Source organism: Ancylobacter polymorphus, assembly GCF_022836935.1.
Classification (GTDB): domain Bacteria; phylum Pseudomonadota; class Alphaproteobacteria; order Rhizobiales; family Xanthobacteraceae; genus Ancylobacter; species Ancylobacter polymorphus_A.
Window position 1 is genome coordinate 3,493,978 of the sequence record NZ_CP083239.1, and the last position, 16,771, is coordinate 3,510,748.

General features: G+C 68.4%; 15 protein-coding genes. 14 read left to right on the plus strand and 1 reads right to left on the minus strand.

The genetic code is table 11. From position 1 onward, the window contains the following. Positions 1-31 precede the first annotated feature (31 nt). The 13 genes from K9D25_RS16655 (at position 32) to K9D25_RS16715 (ending at position 14,639) form a co-directional block, all read left to right on the plus strand. Positions 32-1,435 carry an MmgE/PrpD family protein gene (locus K9D25_RS16655; RefSeq protein WP_244376745.1) on the plus strand — a complete coding sequence of 468 codons (1,404 nt, stop codon included), beginning with the start codon at positions 32-34 and terminating at the stop codon, positions 1,433-1,435. Next, a complete protein-coding gene (locus K9D25_RS16660; protein WP_244376746.1) occupies positions 1,432-2,112 on the plus strand; it encodes an amino acid ABC transporter permease in 681 nt (226 codons plus the stop codon). Before K9D25_RS16655 ends, K9D25_RS16660 begins: the two co-directional genes overlap by 4 nt. Next, complete coding sequence (locus tag K9D25_RS16665) at positions 2,109-2,753, plus strand: amino acid ABC transporter permease (protein ID WP_244376747.1); 645 nt, start codon at positions 2,109-2,111, stop codon at positions 2,751-2,753. Before K9D25_RS16660 ends, K9D25_RS16665 begins: the two co-directional genes overlap by 4 nt. 68 nt (positions 2,754-2,821) lie before the next feature. After that, entirely contained in the window at positions 2,822-3,616 is a 795-nt protein-coding gene (locus tag K9D25_RS16670) for an amino acid ABC transporter ATP-binding protein (protein ID WP_244376748.1), read from the plus strand. 69 nt (positions 3,617-3,685) lie between these two features. Next, positions 3,686-4,639 carry an agmatinase gene (locus K9D25_RS16675; RefSeq protein ID WP_244376749.1) on the plus strand — a complete coding sequence of 318 codons (954 nt, stop codon included), beginning with the start codon at positions 3,686-3,688 and terminating at the stop codon, positions 4,637-4,639. A gap of 110 nt (positions 4,640-4,749) precedes the next feature. Beyond that, the gene (argE, locus tag K9D25_RS16680) at positions 4,750-5,877 is read left to right on the plus strand and encodes an acetylornithine deacetylase (protein WP_244376750.1); all 1,128 of its coding nucleotides are present in this window, start codon (positions 4,750-4,752) and stop codon (positions 5,875-5,877) included. 154 nt (positions 5,878-6,031) lie between these two features. After that, on the plus strand, positions 6,032-6,526 hold the full coding sequence (locus tag K9D25_RS16685) for an RNA polymerase sigma factor (RefSeq protein ID WP_279613747.1): 495 nt from the start codon (positions 6,032-6,034) through the stop codon (positions 6,524-6,526). A 70-nt stretch (positions 6,527-6,596) separates the two neighbouring features. Further along, entirely contained in the window at positions 6,597-7,583 is a 987-nt protein-coding gene (locus tag K9D25_RS16690; protein WP_244376752.1) for a FecR family protein, read from the plus strand. A gap of 131 nt (positions 7,584-7,714) precedes the next feature. Beyond that, on the plus strand, positions 7,715-10,084 hold the full coding sequence (locus K9D25_RS16695; RefSeq protein WP_244376753.1) for a TonB-dependent siderophore receptor: 2,370 nt from the start codon (positions 7,715-7,717) through the stop codon (positions 10,082-10,084). 9 nt (positions 10,085-10,093) lie between these two features. Then, positions 10,094-10,993: an ABC transporter substrate-binding protein gene (locus K9D25_RS16700; protein WP_244376754.1), complete on the plus strand. Its 900-nt coding sequence runs from the start codon at positions 10,094-10,096 to the stop codon at positions 10,991-10,993. Further along, positions 10,986-12,959 carry a Fe(3+)-hydroxamate ABC transporter permease FhuB gene (fhuB, locus tag K9D25_RS16705; protein WP_244376755.1) on the plus strand — a complete coding sequence of 658 codons (1,974 nt, stop codon included), beginning with the start codon at positions 10,986-10,988 and terminating at the stop codon, positions 12,957-12,959. Before K9D25_RS16700 ends, fhuB begins: the two co-directional genes overlap by 8 nt. After that, positions 12,956-13,867 carry an alpha/beta hydrolase gene (locus tag K9D25_RS16710; protein ID WP_244376756.1) on the plus strand — a complete coding sequence of 304 codons (912 nt, stop codon included), beginning with the start codon at positions 12,956-12,958 and terminating at the stop codon, positions 13,865-13,867. Before fhuB ends, K9D25_RS16710 begins: the two co-directional genes overlap by 4 nt. After that, a complete protein-coding gene (locus K9D25_RS16715) occupies positions 13,857-14,639 on the plus strand; it encodes an ATP-binding cassette domain-containing protein (protein WP_244376757.1) in 783 nt (260 codons plus the stop codon). Before K9D25_RS16710 ends, K9D25_RS16715 begins: the two co-directional genes overlap by 11 nt. Positions 14,640-14,721: 82 nt before the next feature. On the opposite strand, the gene K9D25_RS16720 is transcribed toward K9D25_RS16715, so the two are convergent. Continuing rightward, the gene (locus tag K9D25_RS16720) at positions 14,722-15,639 is read right to left on the minus strand and encodes a LysR family transcriptional regulator (protein ID WP_244376758.1); all 918 of its coding nucleotides are present in this window, start codon (positions 15,637-15,639) and stop codon (positions 14,722-14,724) included. 106 nt (positions 15,640-15,745) lie between these two features. Here K9D25_RS16720 and K9D25_RS16725 point away from each other — a divergent pair, with 106 nt between their 5' ends. Beyond that, positions 15,746-16,768: a D-cysteine desulfhydrase gene (locus K9D25_RS16725; protein ID WP_244376759.1), complete on the plus strand. Its 1,023-nt coding sequence runs from the start codon at positions 15,746-15,748 to the stop codon at positions 16,766-16,768. Positions 16,769-16,771 lie beyond the last annotated feature (3 nt).

Consider the following 16,771-nt stretch of genomic DNA (forward strand, 5'->3'; position numbering starts at 1 on the left):
AGCCGTTGCGAATGGCACCAGGCGGTTGGCGATGAGCCTCACTCCCCGCAATCCCTCGCGGCTTCTCGCGGAGTGGGCCTCAGCCGTGCGCGCCGCCGACATTCCCGATCGCATCCGCGCCGTCGCCAAGGCGTGCGTGATCGACACGGTCGGCGTCGCCCTCGCCGGTGCCGGCACGCCGGTGGCGGGCCTCGCCCGCCAATTCGCGGCGCGGAACGCTGCAGCGGGCATGTCGGAGATCTGGGGCGCGCCGGCCCTTTTGGCGGCCGTGGGCGCGGCCGCGTGCAACGCGACCGCCGCCCATGCGCTCGATTTCGACGATAATTGCTATGCCGGCTTCGTCCATGGTTCGGCCGTCATCGTCCCCGCGGCCATCGCCATCGCGCAGGAGACTGGCGCGACGGGGGCCGACCTGCTGACCGCGATCACCGTCGGGGCGGAGTGCGAATACGCGGTCGGTGCTGCCGCCGGGCAGGACCTCTACGACAAGGGGTGGTGGACCACCGGACTGCTGGGCCCGATCGGTGCCTGCGTCGCCGCCGGGCACCTGCTGAAGCTCGACGCGCGGCAGATGCGCGCCGGCATCGGGCTGGCCGTAGCGGGCGCGGGCGGCAGCAAGAGCTGCTTCGCCACCGACGCCAAGGCGCTTCTGGCCGGCGAAGCCAGCGCGGCGGGGCTTCGAGCGGCGCTGCTGGCGGCCAGCGGCGCCAGCGGGCCGGACGAGCCTTTCACCCATCGCAACGGATTTGCCGCGCTGCACACCGATGGCGTGTTCGACGCTGCCGCCTTCGCCGACCTCGGCCGCTCCTGGCGGCTGGAGACACCCGGCATCGACATCAAGAAGTTCCCGATCTGCCTGTCCTCGCATGCGGCGGTTGACGTCGTGGCCGACATAATGGCGCGCGAGGGCTTTTCGGCGGACGAGGTTGAGAGCGTCCTGTGCGATGTCCCGCCCGTCGTCGTCGCCAATCTGGTCTATGCCGCGCCCGCCACCCCGCGCGAGGCGCAGTTCAGTATGGAGTTCGCGATCGCCGCTACCCTGTGCTTCGGGGCGCCGGGCGTCGAGCATCTACGCGAGGAGGTGCTCGCCGATCCCGACCTGCGCGCGATGATGGCGCGCGTGCGGATGGTGAGCGGCCCGATGTGGGATGCCACGCGCCGCCGGGACGCGCCGGAAGGGGCCTCGGTCGTGATCTCCCTGCGGGATGGCCGCAATTTCGCCGGCTATCAGACCCACGCGCTGGGCACCGCTGCCAATCCGGTGCCCCCGGCGCAGCTGCGCGCCAAATTTCTGAGCTGTGCGGAACCGACGCTTGGAAAACCGGCGGCCCACCGCGCGCTGCAGGCGCTTGACGATCTGGATGCGGAAGTTCCGGTCCGCGATCTCCTGAACACGACCCTCACAGGCGCACAGAACCGGATGCCCGCCGAATGAACCTCTCCTCGTTCATCGATGTCTTCCACAGCTGGCCGAGCCTGCTGAACGGTCTCGCAATGACCGTGCTGCTCACGCTCGTCTCGTCCTTTCTCGGCGTCGTGCTCGGCACCTTGTGCGCATGGGGCAGCCTGCGCGGACCGAAGGCGCTTGGCTGGTTCATCCGTGGCTATGTCGAGTTCTTCCGCAACACGCCGTTTCTCGGCCAGATCTTCTTCATCTTCTTCGGCTTGCCGGCCCTTGGCCTGAGGCTGGATCCGGTCCCGGCGGCGCTGGTCGCGCTGACGATCAACCTCACCGCCTATGCCTGCGAGATCATCCGCGCCGGCATTGAGGCGACGCCCGCCGGCCAGTTCGAAGCGGCCAGCAGCCTGGGGCTGAAGCCGGCGCAGGCGTTCTTCCTCGTCATCCTTCCTCCCGCCTTCCAGCGGGTCTGGCCGGCCATGACCAGCCAGCTGGTGATCATCCTGCTGGCCTCGGCGCTGTGCAGCCAGATCTCCGTCGCCGAGCTTTCCTATGAAGCCAACATGATCGCCAGCCGGACCTTCCGGAACTTCGAGGCCTATATCGTCGTCACGCTCATCTATCTCGGCCTCGCGGTCCTGTTCCGGGAAATGCTGACCTGGGTCGGCCGCCGCTTCGTCTACGGGGAATTTGCCACGGAGGCGCAGCGATGAACGATTTCACCACCTGGGACGTCTTCCGCAACCTGCTCGCCGCCGTGCCGTGGACGATCTACCTCTCGCTGATCGCCTTCGCCGGGGGCGCGGTCGTCAGCCTTCTGCTGCTGAGCCTGCGCTTTGCCTTTCCCCGCGTCGCCGGCACGCCGGTGAGGCTCTATGTCCAGCTGTTTCAAGGAACGCCGCTGCTGATGCAGCTCTTCCTTGTCTATTTCGGGCTGGCGCTGATGGGCGTGCAGACGACGCCGCTCTTCGCCGCCAGTCTCTGCCTCTCGGTCTATAGCAGCGCCTATCTCACCGAGACCTGGTATGGCTGCGTCCTGGCGGTGCCGAAGGGCCAATGGGAAGCCTCCTCCAGCCTCGGCCTCAAGCACTGGCAGCAGATGCTGCTGATCGTGCTGCCGCAGGCCCTGCGCCTCTCGGTGCCGCCGACGGTCGGGCTGATGGTGCAGATCGTCAAGAACACCTCGCTGGCCTCGATTGTCGGCTTCGTCGAGCTGACCCGCGCGAGCCAGATCATCGCCAACGCCACCTTCGAGCCGTTCCTCGCCTATGGCGCGGTGGCGTTCATCTACTTCGTCATCTGCTTCTCGATCTCGCTGTGCGGCAGGCATCTGGAAAAACGGATCCGGATCTGACCGCGCCCGGCGCGCCCGCGCGCCTGCCGACAGACGCCCGATCGAACCGCAAAGGCACACGCTTCCCCATGTCGAACCTCGCCCCGTCCGCCGCCCCCGCGCCCGCCCTCCCCGTCTCCGCGTCCTCGGGCGCGGCCATCGAACTGGTCGGGGTCAACAAATGGTATGGCGAGTTCCACGTTCTGCGCGACATCGACCTCACCGTGAAACGCGGCGAGCGCATCGTCATTTGCGGGCCGTCGGGCTCGGGCAAGTCCACCATGATCCGCTGCATCAACCGGCTGGAGGAGCACCAGCAGGGCTCGATCATCGTCGATGGCATCGAACTGACCAACGACCTCAAGCGCATCGACGAGATCCGCCGCGAGGTCGGCATGTGCTTCCAGCACTTCAACCTGTTCCCGCATCTCACCATTCTGGAAAATCTGACGCTGGCGCCGATCTGGGTCCGCAAGATGCCCAAGAAGGATGCCGACGAACTGGCGATGCACTTCCTGCGCAAGGTGAAAATCCCGGAGCAGGCGAACAAGTATCCCGGCCAGCTTTCCGGCGGCCAGCAGCAGCGCGTCGCCATCGCGCGCGCTCTGTGCATGAAGCCGAAGATCATGCTGTTCGACGAGCCGACCTCGGCGCTCGACCCGGAAATGGTCAAGGAAGTGCTGGAGACCATGGTGAGCCTCGCCGAAGAGGGCATGACCATGCTGTGCGTGACCCACGAAATGGGCTTCGCGCGGCAGGTCGCCAACCGGGTGATCTTCATGGATGCCGGTCAGATCATCGAGATGAACGAGCCGGAAGCGTTCTTCTCCAACCCGCAGCATGAGCGCACCAAGCTGTTCCTCAGCCAGATCCTGGGACACTGACCCCCGCCGGCTCGCCCTGCGCGGCCCGCCCGCGCCTGAGGCCACGCGACATCGACAAGGAAAACGTGCATGCTCCTGACCATCCCCGCCAAGGCCGAACATCAGACCTTTCTCTATTCCGAGCCCTGCACCGATCTCGACGCGCTCCGCGCGGATATCGCCTATCTCGGCATCCCCTATGGCGAATCCTACACCTTCGGCGAGATCGCCAGCGACCAGAGCCGCGGCGCGCTGGCGATGCGCCGGGCGACGGGGCGGATTCTCCGCGCCATCGAGCGCTATGATTTCGACATTGGCGGCCCGCTCTACGACAACCGGCCGATCCGCGCGGTGGACTGCGGCGACGTCTATGCCGATCCGCGCGAGCTGAAGGAGCATCTCGCGCGCGCCGAGCAGGTGGTGCGCAAGATCGTGGCGTCAGGCGCGATGCCGATCATCCTCGGCGGCGATCATTCGATCCCGATCCCGGTGTTGAAGGCGCTCGACGATCAGGGCCCGATCACCCTCATCCAGATCGACCAGCATCTCGACTGGCGCGAGGAGATCAACGGCGTCACGCACGGCCTCTCCAGCCCGATCCGCCGGGCCTCGGAAATGGATCATATCGGCGAGATCTTCCAGATCGGCCTCCATGCCAGCGGCAGCGGCCGGCAGGAGGAGTTCGATGCCGCCCGGGCCTATGGCGCGCATCTCGTCTCCTCCTATGAGCTGCACGAGCGCGGCATCCAGCACGTGCTGGACCGGATCCCCGCCGGGGGGCGCTATTACATCACCGTCGATCTCGACGCTTTCGAGCCTGGCATCGCGCCGGGGGTCGCGGCTCCCTGCGCCGGTGGCATGACCTTCATGCAGGCCAGAAGCCTGATCCATGGCCTGGTGAACAAGGGGCGCGTGGTCGGCATGGATGTGGTGGAAATCACCCCGGCCACCGATGTCAACGACATCACCTGCATCACCGCCGGCCGCCTGATCGTGAACCTCGTCGGCGCCGCCGTCCGGGCCAATTATTTCGGCGCGAAATAGCCGCCCCTCCGCCTGCGGGGGCGCGCCCTGTTGACGCCGTGCGCCTCCCGGCGACGCCCTGACGCCCCTCGGATGAGCGGGGCGCTCCTTCCCTCTCGGATGCCGTCTTCATGAATGCCGCGCAGATTCTCGACCGCCTGGTGAGCTTTCCCTCGGTCGTCGGCACCCCGAACGGTGCCATTGTCGACTGGATCGCCGCCTATCTGCGGAGCCATGCGGTCGAGGTGCGGGTTCTGCCGGGGCCGGAAGGCGACCGCGCCAATCTGTTCGCCACGCTGGGGCCGCGCGACCGGCCCGGCTACATCCTGTCGGGGCACATGGATGTGGTGCCCGCCGAGGAGGCGCAATGGCGCGCCGATCCGTTCACGCTGCGCGCGGAGGGCGACGCGCTCTTTGGGCGCGGCACGAGCGACATGAAGGGGTTTCTCGCGGCAGTGCTCGCCAGCGTCCCGGCGCTGAAGGCCGGCCGGCTCGACCGCCCCCTCCATGTCGCCTTCTCCTATGATGAGGAGGCCGGTTGCCGCGGCGCGCCCCACCTCATTTCCCGCCTGCCGGAACTCTGCGCGCCACCGCTCGGCGCCATCATCGGCGAGCCGAGCGGCATGAGGGGCGTGCGTGCCCATAAGGGCAAGGCGGCGGCCCGCATCCGCATCGAAGGCCGCGCCGGCCATTCCTCGCGTCCCGACCAGGGGATCAACGCCATCCATCTGATGGTCGAGGTGCTGGCAAAGGCCGTGGCGACGGCGCAGGCCCTGGCCGAGGGACCGCAGGACCCGACCTTCGAGCCGCCTTATTCCTCGATGCAGATCGGCACGATCCGGGGCGGACAGGCGCTCAACATCGTTCCCGCCCTGTGCGTCGCCGATCTGGAGGCGCGCGCGATTCCCGGCCATGCGCCGCGCGCGCTGCTCGAACCCGTCCACGCCGTCATCGGCTCGCTAGCCGCGCGCGGCGTCAACGCGACATGGGAGACGCTGAGCGATTATCCCGCGCTCTCCCTCCCCGCCGATGCGCCCTTGGCCGCTCTGGTGGAAAGGCTGACGGGCGCGCCATCGCTGGCCGCCGTCAGCTATGGCACAGAAGCCGGGCTCTACCAGGAGGCGGGCATTGCCGCGATCATCTGCGGACCGGGCGACATCGACCGCGCGCACAAGCCCAATGAGTTCATCCGCCTTGATGAATTGCACGCCTGCCAGGCCTTCATCGAAGCGCTCGGGCAGGGCCTGTCTCCGGCGTGACGATCACCTTGCCGGCCGGGCTGGAACCTCGCAGCCTGGCCACCCTACCTTTGATTCACTCTAAACTGTTGATATTGCAGAGCTATTTAAACTCACGTAAGTGTGAAGCCTCGCGATGAAGATTCCCCCATGCGGCGGATGAGGTTTCGACGCAGTGACTGGCGACCTGAAAATAGCGTTCGATGCCCATGGGCCGGAGTTGCGACGCTATCTCCGGTACCGTCTGCACGACGCGCACATGGCGTCCGATCTGGTGCAAGACACCTTCCTGCGGGTGATCGAGCGGCCCGAAACCCGCGTCGACGATGTCCGCGCCTACCTTTATACCATCGCCCGCAATCTCCTGCTCAATCACAAGAAGCAGGAAGCCCGCCGCCGCACCGACAGCGTGCCGCATGAATGGCTGGGCGATATCGCCGCCGATGCGCCGACCCCGGAAGATGCCGCCGATGCAAGGCTGCAGCTTGAGCGCTTGCAGCGCTTTGTCAGCGAATTGCCGGTGCGCACGCAGCAGATCTTCGTGCTCACCCGCGTCGATGGGCTGACCCAGCCGGAAGTGGCGCGGGCGCTGTCGATTTCCGAAAGCTCGGTCCAGAAACATCTGGCCATGGCGATCCAGCACGTGACGCAGCGGCTGCGGACGCGCTAGACGGTAAAGCGAGTACGGGTTTTGGCCCCGCCGGTTGTCTTCCCTTATGTGGACACGGAGGGCACGCGGCATGGATGACGACGTGAACGAGGATCGAGCGTCGGAGGCGGACCGGCGCGCGGCGCACTGGGTCGCCCGCCTGGAGGGCCGCCCTCTGGACGATGCCGAGCGCGATGCCTTCCGCGACTGGCTGGAGGCGGACCCCGACCACCGCCTCGCCTTCGAGGAAGCGCACAGCGCCTGGCGCAGCCTCGATCTGCTGCGCCGCGACCCCGGCCCGCTGCGCGCGCTCGCGCGCCCCGGGCGCCGCAAGCCCATCAGTCGCGCCGGCATCGCCGGCGTTATCGCCCTGCTTGCCCTCGGTCTGCTCGCCCTGCGCTATCAGATCGGCGATCCCTGGATCGCCCTCGCCGCCGACTGGCGCACCGCGCCGGGCCAGATGCGACAGGTGACGCTAGACGATGGCAGCCTTGTCGATCTCGGTCCGGACAGCGCCATCGCCGTGCATTTCAGCGCCGAGGCGCGCCAGGTCACATTGCTCGCCGGCGACGCGTTCTTCCAGGCCGCGCCGCGCGCCGGCGCCGAGCGCCGCCCCTTCGTGGTCGCGGCCGCCCGTGGCACCACGACCGCGCTCGGCACCCAGTTCCTGGTGGAGGCACGCGCGGACGGCGCCAGGGTCACGGCCGTCGAGCACCGCATCGAAATCGCGTTCGACACGCCCGAGCGCGGCGATGAGCGCATCGTGCTCTCGCCCGGCACGGCGGTGGAGTACGACCTGTCACACGGCCTCGGCCCGGTCGATGCCGCCGATCTCGACGCGGCGACCGCCTGGCGCAATGGCCTTCTGGTGTTCGATTCCGTGCCGCTCGAGGATGTCGTGCGCAAGCTCAACCGCTACCGGCGCGGGCGCATCGTCATCGCCGATCCCCAGCTCGCGCAGCGCAAGGTGAGCGGCGTGTTTGCGAGCGGAAATCTCGACGATGTCATCCGCACGATCACGGCGGAACTCGGCGCCAGCGCCTCCTCCCTGCCACCTCTGGTGACCGTCCTGTACTGAGTGAAGATTTTTTTACGGGGTTCGGACCTCCCGGTTGTCTTCCCCTCCAGCGACCAGGCGCTGGCACGAGGGGATGAACAGAGATGGCCGGAGTGAGACATTGGACGGGGGCTCCCGCGCGGCGCCATGGGTTGGCGGCCGGTCTGGTCGCCGGGCTTCTCGCCTCGGTGGCGTTCCCCGGCCTTGCGCTGGCGCAGCAGCCCGCCGGCGCGGCGTCCGCGCGCATTGCCTTCGACATTCCGGCGCAGGACCTCAATCGCGGCGTGCTGAAATTCGCCCAGCGCGCGGGCGTGCAGGTCTTCTATGACACCGCCAAGCTGGCCGGGCGCCGCTCCTCAGCGGTTTCCGGCACGCTGACCCCGCAGGAAGCGCTGTCGCGCCTGCTGGCCGGCACGGGCCTCACCTACCGCTTCACCGGCCCCGCCCAGGTGACCATCGTCGATCCCAGTGCCACCAGCGCAGCCGGCACCAGCCCGGACGGCGCGATCGAACTCGGCACCATCGACGTGCAGGGCACCGGTACGGTCGGCTATGTCGCCACCACCAGCGATGTCGGCACCAAGACCGACACGCCGCTGATCGAGACCCCCCAGTCCATCTCCGTCGTCACCCGCGACGAGCTCAATGACCGCAACGTGCAGTCGCTTACCCAGGCGGTGGCCTATACGCCCGGCGTGCGCACAGGGCAGAGCGGCTTTGATCCGCGCTATGACGCCTTCACCATTCGCGGCTTCGACGCCACCTATAACGGCATCTACCGCGACGGGCTGCGCTGGCCGGGCGCGAACATGTCCGTGTTCAAGATCGAGCCCTATGGGGTGGAGAGCGTCACCGTGCTGCGCGGCCCGAGCTCCGCGCTGTACGGCCTCGGCTCGCCCGGCGGCCTGGTCGATGTCACCTCCAAGCGCCCGACCGAGGAAGCCTTCGGCGAGGTGGAGCTGCAGGGCGGCAATTATGAGTGGTGGCAGGGCCAGTTCGATGTCGGCGGCCCGATCGACAAGGACGGGCAGTTCCTCTACCGCCTGACCGGCCTGCTGCGCGACGCCGGCTCGCCCAACACGCTGGGCGGCGGCGTAAACGACATGGCCTTCATCGCCCCGGCGCTGACCTGGAAGCCGAACGACCAGACCCGCATCACCTTCCTCGGCGAGTACCAGCAGTCGGAAACCCCGGCCTCGCTGCCCTTCTACCAGTGGCAAGGCCCGGGCGGGACCTTCAGCCGCGCGCCCGGCGACTATAACAGCCAGCCGCAGGAACAGTGGCGGATCGGCTATCTCGCCGAGCACGACATCAACGACGTCTTCACCGTCCGCCAGAACCTGCGCTACGGCTCGGCCGACACCACGGTGCGCTATACCAGCATCGACGGCATCGACCCCGCCACCAACATCGCCACCCGTGGCACCGGCTATGTCCACGACCTGCTCGATTCCTTCGCGGTCGACAATCAGGTACAGGCCGATTTCGTCACCGGCCCCGTCACGCACAAGCTGCTGGTGGGTCTCGACTACACCTATCTCGCGCTGGACGGCGGCATCGGCTTCGGCACGGCGGCGGATTTCAACTTCAACACCGGCCAGCCGCTCGGCCCGACCTTCGACCCTCCGTTCAACTATGCCCGCTATAACCAGACGCAGAGCCAGACCGGCATCTATGTGCAGGAGCAGGCGACGTTCGACCGCTGGATCGTGACGCTGACCGGCCGCTACGACTGGGTGTCGTCCACGGATGACGACCTGCTGAAGTTCACCACCGAGAACACCGACGACAACGCCTTCACCGGCCGCGCCGGCCTCACTTATCTCTTCGACAATGGCATCGCGCCCTATGTGAGCTACGCCACCTCCTTCGCGCCCAATCTTGGCGTCGATATCAACGGCAATGCGTTCGACCCGACGACGGCCCGCCAGATTGAAGGTGGCGTGAAATATGTGCCACCGGGCTTCGACGGCTATTTCACTGCCGCCGTGTTCCAGATCAATCAGGAGAACGGCCTCACCACCGACCCGACCAATCCGCTGTTCCAGGTCCAGACCGCCGAGGTGCGGGCACGCGGCTTCGAGCTGGAGGCGGTGGCCAATCTCGGCAATGGGCTGAAGATTCGCGGCGCCTACACCTATCTCGATCTCACCAATGTCGCGGGCGACGCGGAGACGATCGGCCTCACCCCCTCCGGCCAGCCGCAGAACGCCTTCTCCATCTGGGCGGATTACCAGTTCCAGGCGGGGAGCAAGCTGGCCGGCCTCGGCATCGGCGCGGGCGTGCGCTACACAGGATCGACCTGGGGCGACTCGCTCAACACCTTCCAGAACAGCGCCTATACGCTGGTCGACGCCAAGCTGAGCTATGATTTCAGCTATCTCAACGTTGCCCTCAAGGGTTGGAGCCTGCAGGTCAACGCGCAGAACCTGCTGGACGAGGAATACGTCACCTGCGATGCCGGCTATTGCTACATGGGGGCTCCCCGTACGGTCCTCGCCGGGCTGAAGTACCGCTGGTAGGTCCCCGTCGTGCCCGCCTTCCACCTCGTCACCCGGCGCGGCCTGCTGGCCGCTGCCGCGTCCTGCGCCGTGCTGGCGCCCGGCCCATCGCGCGCGGGGGCCGCGCCGACCCGGGTCGTCTCGCTCGATTACGGCCTCGCCGAAACCCTGCTGGCGCTGGGCGTGCCGCCGATCGCCATCGCCGAAGCGGATCAATGGGCGACCTGGGTGGTCGAGCCGGCGATGCCGCCCGGCGTGATCAATCTCGGGGCCGCGCAGGAGGCCAACCTCGAACTCCTGCACGCGCTGAAGCCCGAGCTGATCCTCACCACCCCCTATCTCGCGCCCCTTGGCCCGGTGCTGGCGCGCATCGCCCGCACCGAGAGCTTCGCGATCTATACGCCCGAGCCCGGCACGCCCTATCCCCGCAGTGTCGACGCCACGCGGCGGCTCGGCGACATGATCGGGCGGGAGAGCCAGGCGCAGGAGTTGATCAATGCCAGTGCCGCACGGATGGCCGCGACCCGCGCGGCGCTGGCCCCCCATGCCGGCACCCCGGTCTTTCTCGTCAGCTTCATGGATACCCGCCATGTCCGCGTCTATGGCGCGAAAAGCCTGTTCGACGACGTGATGACACTGTGCGGCCTCGCCAATGCCTGGCAGGGCGGGGTCAATTACTGGGGCTTCGACACCGTCGGCATCGAGCAGCTGGCCCGGACGCCGGAGGCGCGGCTGATCTATGTCGAGCCGATCGCCGCCGATGTGCTGGCGGCGCTGGGCCGCTCGCCGCTGTGGAACAGTCTCGGTTTCGTGCGGGCGGGGCGGGTGCATGCCATGCCGCCGGCGCTGATGTTCGGCATGCTGCCCTCCGCCATGCGCTTCGCCGGGCTGCTCGGGCAGACCCTTGCCGGAGCGCCCGCGCATGGGTGAGCGCCTGCGGCTTGGTCCCGGCAGCCTTGTCGGCGGGCTGGCACTCGCCGCTCTCGGCATGAGCGTGGCGACGCTGGCCCTGCGGCTGCCGCCCGCCCTCTGGATCGATGCCCTCGCAAGCCCCGATCCGTCGGACGTGCGCCAGATGCTGGTGCGCTACAGCTTTGCCCCGCGGCTTGCCACCAGCCTGCTGTGCGGCGGCGCCCTCGGACTGGCCGGCGCGCTGATGCAGATTGCGCTGCGCAACCCGCTGGCCTCGCCGACCACGCTCGGCGTTTCCGCAGGCGCCAATCTCGCCCTTGCCATGGCGATGCTGTGGGCGCCGGGGCTGCTGGCGGTGGGCCGCGAATGGACCGCGATGGCCGGCGGGCTGGTGGCCGCGCTGCTCGTGCTCGGCCTGTCCTGGCGCCGGCGGCTCTCCCCGCTCACCGTGGTGCTGGCCGGCATGGTGGTGAGCCTCTACTGCGGCGCTCTGGCGGCGATGCTGGCGCTGTTCAACAGCCATTACCTCGCCGGCCTGTTCATCTGGGGCGGCGGCTCGCTGAGCCAGCAGGACTGGACGATTGCGCAGTTCCTCACACCCCGGCTGGCCCTCGCCCTGCTGGCCGCCGCGCTGCTGGTGCGCCCTCTCACCCTGCTGACGCTGGAGGACGACCAGGCCAAGGGCCTCGGCCTGTCCGTACCGCTGATCCGGCTCGCCACGCTGGTGCTCGCTGTCGCGCTCACCGGGCTGGTGGTCGGCACGGTCGGCGTCATCGGCTTCATCGGTCTAGCGGCGCCGGCGCTGGTCACCGTCGCGGGCGCCCGCCGGGTCGCCGCGCGCCTCCTCTGGTCGACCCTGCTGGGCGCGGTGCTTTTGTGGCTGACCGACCAGAGCGTGCTGCGTCTGGCCGGCGATTTCGGCGAGATGCTGCCGACCGGCGCGATCACCGCCCTGATCGGCTCGCCGCTGCTGCTGTGGCTGATTCCCCGCCTGCGGCTGACGCCGCAACCGCCCACCGGGCTGGGTGAAGCGATCCGTCGCCCCGGCCGGCCGCTGCTGGTCCTCACCGCGCTCGCGCTGCTGCTGGTGGCGCTGGTCTGGCTGTCGCTCGCCGTCGGCTACGGGCTGGAGGGGTGGAGCATCAGCGGCGATCTGGTGGAATGGCGCTGGCCACGGGCATTCGCGGCTCTCGCGGCCGGCATCCTGCTGGCCTGCGCCGGCGGCACGCTGCAGCGCATGACCGGCAACCCGATGGCGAGCCCGGAAGTGCTGGGGGTAAGCGCGGGTGCCGCCTTCGGGCTCATCATCGCCATGTTCGCGCTCAACGAGATCGGCCGTACCGCACAGCTCGGCGCCGCCACTCTGGGCGCGCTGCTGGCACTGCTGGCCATGCTCGCTCTGGCGCGCGGCAGCGCGGCGGCACCGGAGCGGGTGCTGCTGGTCGGCATCGCCCTGGGAGCGATGTTCGATGCGCTGGTCACGGCGCTGATGGCGGGCGGCGACCCCCGCGCCCTGCTGCTGCTCAACTGGATGACCGGCTCGACCTATGGCGCGACCGCGACCGACGCCGGCGTCGCGCTCGTGGCGGCGTTCGCGAGCCTTGCCGCCCTGCCGCTGCTGGCGCGCTGGCTCGATATCGTCCCGCTCGGCGGGGCGATCTCCGGCGCGCTCGGCCTGCCCCCGCGCCGCAGCAACCGCGTGCTTCTCGTCGTCACGGCGGCGATGACGGCGGTGGCGACGCTGGTAATCGGCCCGCTGACCTTTGTCGGGCTGATGGCCCCGCATCTGGCGCGGTTTCTCGGGCTGCAGCGCGCACTGCCCCAGATGGTCGCGGCGGCGCTGATCGGCGGCATTCTCATGGTGGCGGCGGACTGGTTCGGCCGCACGGCCGCCTTTCCCTGGCAAATCCCGGCGGGCCTGACCGCCACCTTCATCGGCTGCCCCGCCCTCATGTGGCTGCTGGCACGGAGACAACGCGCATGAAGCTTGAGACCGCGACGGAGACCACGACGGACAGTGAGACGCCCGCCCGGATCCCCGGCACGGTGCAGTTCGACCTCGCCTCGCGCGAAGGCGGCGCGCCGCACCGCATCTTCCTCTACACCCCGCCGGGCGAGCCGCCCGCCGAGGGCTGGCCGGTGCTGTATCTGCTCGACGGCAATGCGGTCATCGCCACTGCGGTGGAGGCCTTGCGGGCGCAGGCGCCCTATACGCTCGGCACCGGCATCACCTTCGGGGTGATCGTCGCCATCGGCTATCCCACGGAGGAGGCCTATGACAGCCTGCGCCGCTCCTGGGATCTCGGCCCGCCGCCCGGCCAGACCTACCCGCCCTTTTTCGAGGGCGGCCCGCCGGTGCGGACCGGCGGCGCGGACACGTTTTTCGCTTTCATCGAAAACGAGGTGAAGCCCGAGATCGCCCGCCGCGTGCCCGTCGACGCGCGCCGGCAGTCGATCTTCGGCCATTCCTTTGGCGGGCTGTTCGTGCTCCACGCGCTGTTCCAGCGGCCCGACGCCTTCACCGGCTGGATTTCCGCCAGCCCGGCGATCTGGTGGGAAGGCGCGGGTATCGTCGACCGGGCGCAGGCCTTCGTGGCGGCGGGACAGGGCGGGGAAAGGCGGGGCGACGGGCGCCTGCTGCTGCTGGTCGGCGAATATGAGCAGCAGCTCGCCCCGTTCCAGATCGGGGCCGAGGACGCCGAAAAGCGCCTTGCCAGCTTCCTGGAGAGCCGGATCGTCGACAATACGCGCGAGATGGCCGAGCTTCTGGCGCCTGTGCCTGGCCTGACGACCGCCTACCAGTTCCTGCCCGGCGAGACGCATATGTCGGTGCTGCCGGCCTCGATCAACCACGCGCTGCGCCTCGCCTTTGGGGCGAACCATGCCGGATGAGGCGCCGCTGTTCGAGATCGAGGAGGTCCGCTTCACGGCGGACGGCCGTACGATTCTCGGCCCGCTCAGCCTTTCCATCCCCGCCAGCACGTTTGTCGGGCTGATCGGACATAATGGCTCCGGCAAGTCCACTCTGCTGAAGATGCTGGCGCGCCAGCAGCCCGGCGAGGGAGCGATCCGGTTCCGCGGCCGGGCGCTGGCGGACTGGGGCGACCGCGCCTTCGCCCGCGAGTTGGCCTATCTCCCGCAGGTCACGCCGACCGGCTCCGGCCTGCTGGTGCGGGAACTGGTGGCGCTCGGCCGCTATCCCTGGCACGGCGCGCTCGGGCGCTTCGGTGCCGCCGACCGGGCTAAGGTGGCGGAGGCATTCGCCCTGACCGGCCTCGACCCGCTCGCCGAAAGGGTGGTGGACACGCTGTCGGGCGGCGAGCGCCAGCGCGCCTGGATCGCCATGCTGGTGGCGCAGGACGCCAACAGCCTCCTGCTGGACGAGCCGATCTCCGCGCTCGACATCGCCCACCAGATCGAGATCCTCAGCATGATCAGGGATCTCGCGCACCGGCGCGGCATCGGCGTGCTGGCGGTGCTGCACGACGTTAATCTAGCGGCACGGTTCTGCGACCATATCATCGCGCTGCAGGGCGGCCGGCTCATCGCGCAGGGTCCGCCCGCCGAGATACTGCAGCCCGGCCCGCTGGAGGCGATCTACGGCATCCCGATGGGGGTCATCACCGCGCCGGACGACGGCCTGTCCTTCTGCTATGCGCGCTGAATGCCCGATCTGACTTTATCCGGGACAGTCCCGCCCCCTGCCCCGTAGCTGCCGCCTTTCACCGCCGCGCGATGCTGCGTGCTCATGCCCCTGCGGGATCAGGCGCGTCCATGCGGGACAATTGCTCCCAGACCGTGGCCTCGACGGGGGTGGCCTGGTCGGCCAGCCGCACCGCGGTGACATCGAGATCGCAATAGGGAAGGCTCGCCGAGAGATCGGCGAGATCGCCGGCGTCGATGCGCGCGCGCGCAAGTGTCGCCGGCACCCAAGCCACGCCGATGCCGTTCGCCGCCAGTTCCAGCGCCGCGAGGGTCAGCTCCGTCTCGACGGTCGGCACCATATGGCTCGCCCCCTGGATGGCGGGCAGCACGATCTGGTCCATGACCTCGCCGAGAAACACGTCCGGGGGATAGGCGATGAAGGGCAGTTCGCCATGGGCGAAGCGGGCATTCAGCCGCGCCACATGGGCGCGGGCGAAGACCGGGATGAGCCGGTCGCGGCCGATGATCGCGGTCTCGATATAGGTGGCGGCGATCGGGTGCGCCTCGCCGACGCGCCGGTACACTACGGCAATATCGGCCTGCCGCGACAGCACGAAGGCGAAGCACTCGTCGAGATTGGCCGATTTCATCTTCAGGAAGATGTCGGCGTTTTCCGACTGGATCGTGTTGATGAAGCGCGGCGCCCAGGAGGCGGTGAGGGCGTGCTGGCTGGCGAGCACCAGGCGATTGCCGGCGGTGCGGTCGCCGCGGCGCAGATCGTCGGTCAGCTGCCGCAAGGTGCGGGCGAGTCGGGCGATCTGGTCGCGCTGCTCGGCGGTGGTGGGGCGCAGCTGCACCGGCTTGCGCGAGCGGTCGAACAGCGCCACCCCGACATGATCCTCGATGTGCTGCACCCGGCGCGAAAAGGCCGATTGCGTCAGGCGCCGGCGCTCCGCCGCCTCGCTGAACGATCCGGTCTCCGCAACCGCGAGGATATCCTCCAGCCATTCCAGCCGCACCGGCGCCTCCTACCATGCACTTCATGCATTTTATGTGGAGAATTTCGCATTGGAAACGGGCCGAATGATCTGCAACCATCGAAATACGCAAGTTGAGGATCGTCCCATGCACTTCGCCCGCTTCCCCCGCATCCGTCTCGCCCATCTGCCGACGCCGCTGGAGCGGCTCGACCGCCTGAGCCGGGAACTCGGCGGGCCGGAGATCTGGATCAAGCGCGACGACTGCACGGGCCTCTCCACCGGCGGCAACAAGACGCGCAAGCTTGAATTCCTCATGGCCGAAGCGGTAGCGGAGGGCGCGGATATGGTAATGACGCAGGGCGCCACCCAGTCCAACCATGCGCGCCAGACCGCCGCCTTCGCCGCCCGCCTCGGCCTCGGCTGCCATCTGCTGCTGGAAGACCGGACGGGCTCCAACGACCGCAACTACAAGACCAATGGCAATGTGCTTCTCGATCATCTGCATGGCGCGACGACCGAGACCCGCCCGGGCGGCGTCGACATGAATGCGGAGATGGAGACGGTGGCCGCGCGCCTGCGCGCCGAGGGGCGCAAGGTCTATACCATCCCCGGCGGCGGCTCGAACCCGACCGGCGCGCTCGGCTACGCCAATTGCGCGCTGGAACTGATCGGGCAGGCCAATGATATCGGCCTCGCCATCGACCATATCGTCACCGCCACCGGCAGCGCCGGCACCCAGGCGGGGCTGATTGTCGGCCTCAAGGCCATTCATGCCCAGGTGCCGCTGCTCGGCATCGGGGTGCGCGCGCCCAAGGCGAAGCAGGAAGAGAATGTTTTTGCGCTCGCGCAGCGCACCGCCGAAAAGCTCGGCTGCGCCGGCGTCGTGCAGCGCGACGATGTGGTGGCGGACTGCAACTATGTCGGTCGCGGCTACGGCATACCCGGCGCCGACACGCTGGAGGCCATCCGCCTGTTCGCCGAGATGGAGGGAATCCTGCTCGACCCGGTCTATTCCGGCAAGGGCGCCGCCGGCCTCATCGACTATGTCCGCAAGGGCATCTTCAAGAAGGGCGAGCGCATCGTGTTTCTCCACACCGGCGGTTCGGCGGCGCTGTTCGGCTATGACGCCTGCTTTGCCGACGACCAGCCCGCTCACGCGATGGCCTGACCC

Coding starts and splice junctions, on each gene's coding strand:
- K9D25_RS16655 (WP_244376745.1), top strand. CDS start 32: ATGAGCCTCACTCCCCGCAATCCCTCGCGGCTTCTCGCGGAGTGGGCC.
- K9D25_RS16660 (WP_244376746.1), top strand. CDS start 1,432: ATGAACCTCTCCTCGTTCATCGATGTCTTCCACAGCTGGCCGAGCCTG.
- K9D25_RS16665 (WP_244376747.1), top strand. CDS start 2,109: ATGAACGATTTCACCACCTGGGACGTCTTCCGCAACCTGCTCGCCGCC.
- K9D25_RS16670 (WP_244376748.1), top strand. CDS start 2,822: ATGTCGAACCTCGCCCCGTCCGCCGCCCCCGCGCCCGCCCTCCCCGTC.
- K9D25_RS16675 (WP_244376749.1), top strand. CDS start 3,686: ATGCTCCTGACCATCCCCGCCAAGGCCGAACATCAGACCTTTCTCTAT.
- argE (WP_244376750.1), top strand. CDS start 4,750: ATGAATGCCGCGCAGATTCTCGACCGCCTGGTGAGCTTTCCCTCGGTC.
- K9D25_RS16690 (WP_244376752.1), top strand. CDS start 6,597: ATGGATGACGACGTGAACGAGGATCGAGCGTCGGAGGCGGACCGGCGC.
- fhuB (WP_244376755.1), top strand. CDS start 10,986: ATGGGTGAGCGCCTGCGGCTTGGTCCCGGCAGCCTTGTCGGCGGGCTG.
- K9D25_RS16710 (WP_244376756.1), top strand. CDS start 12,956: ATGAAGCTTGAGACCGCGACGGAGACCACGACGGACAGTGAGACGCCC.
- K9D25_RS16715 (WP_244376757.1), top strand. CDS start 13,857: ATGCCGGATGAGGCGCCGCTGTTCGAGATCGAGGAGGTCCGCTTCACG.
- K9D25_RS16725 (WP_244376759.1), top strand. CDS start 15,746: ATGCACTTCGCCCGCTTCCCCCGCATCCGTCTCGCCCATCTGCCGACG.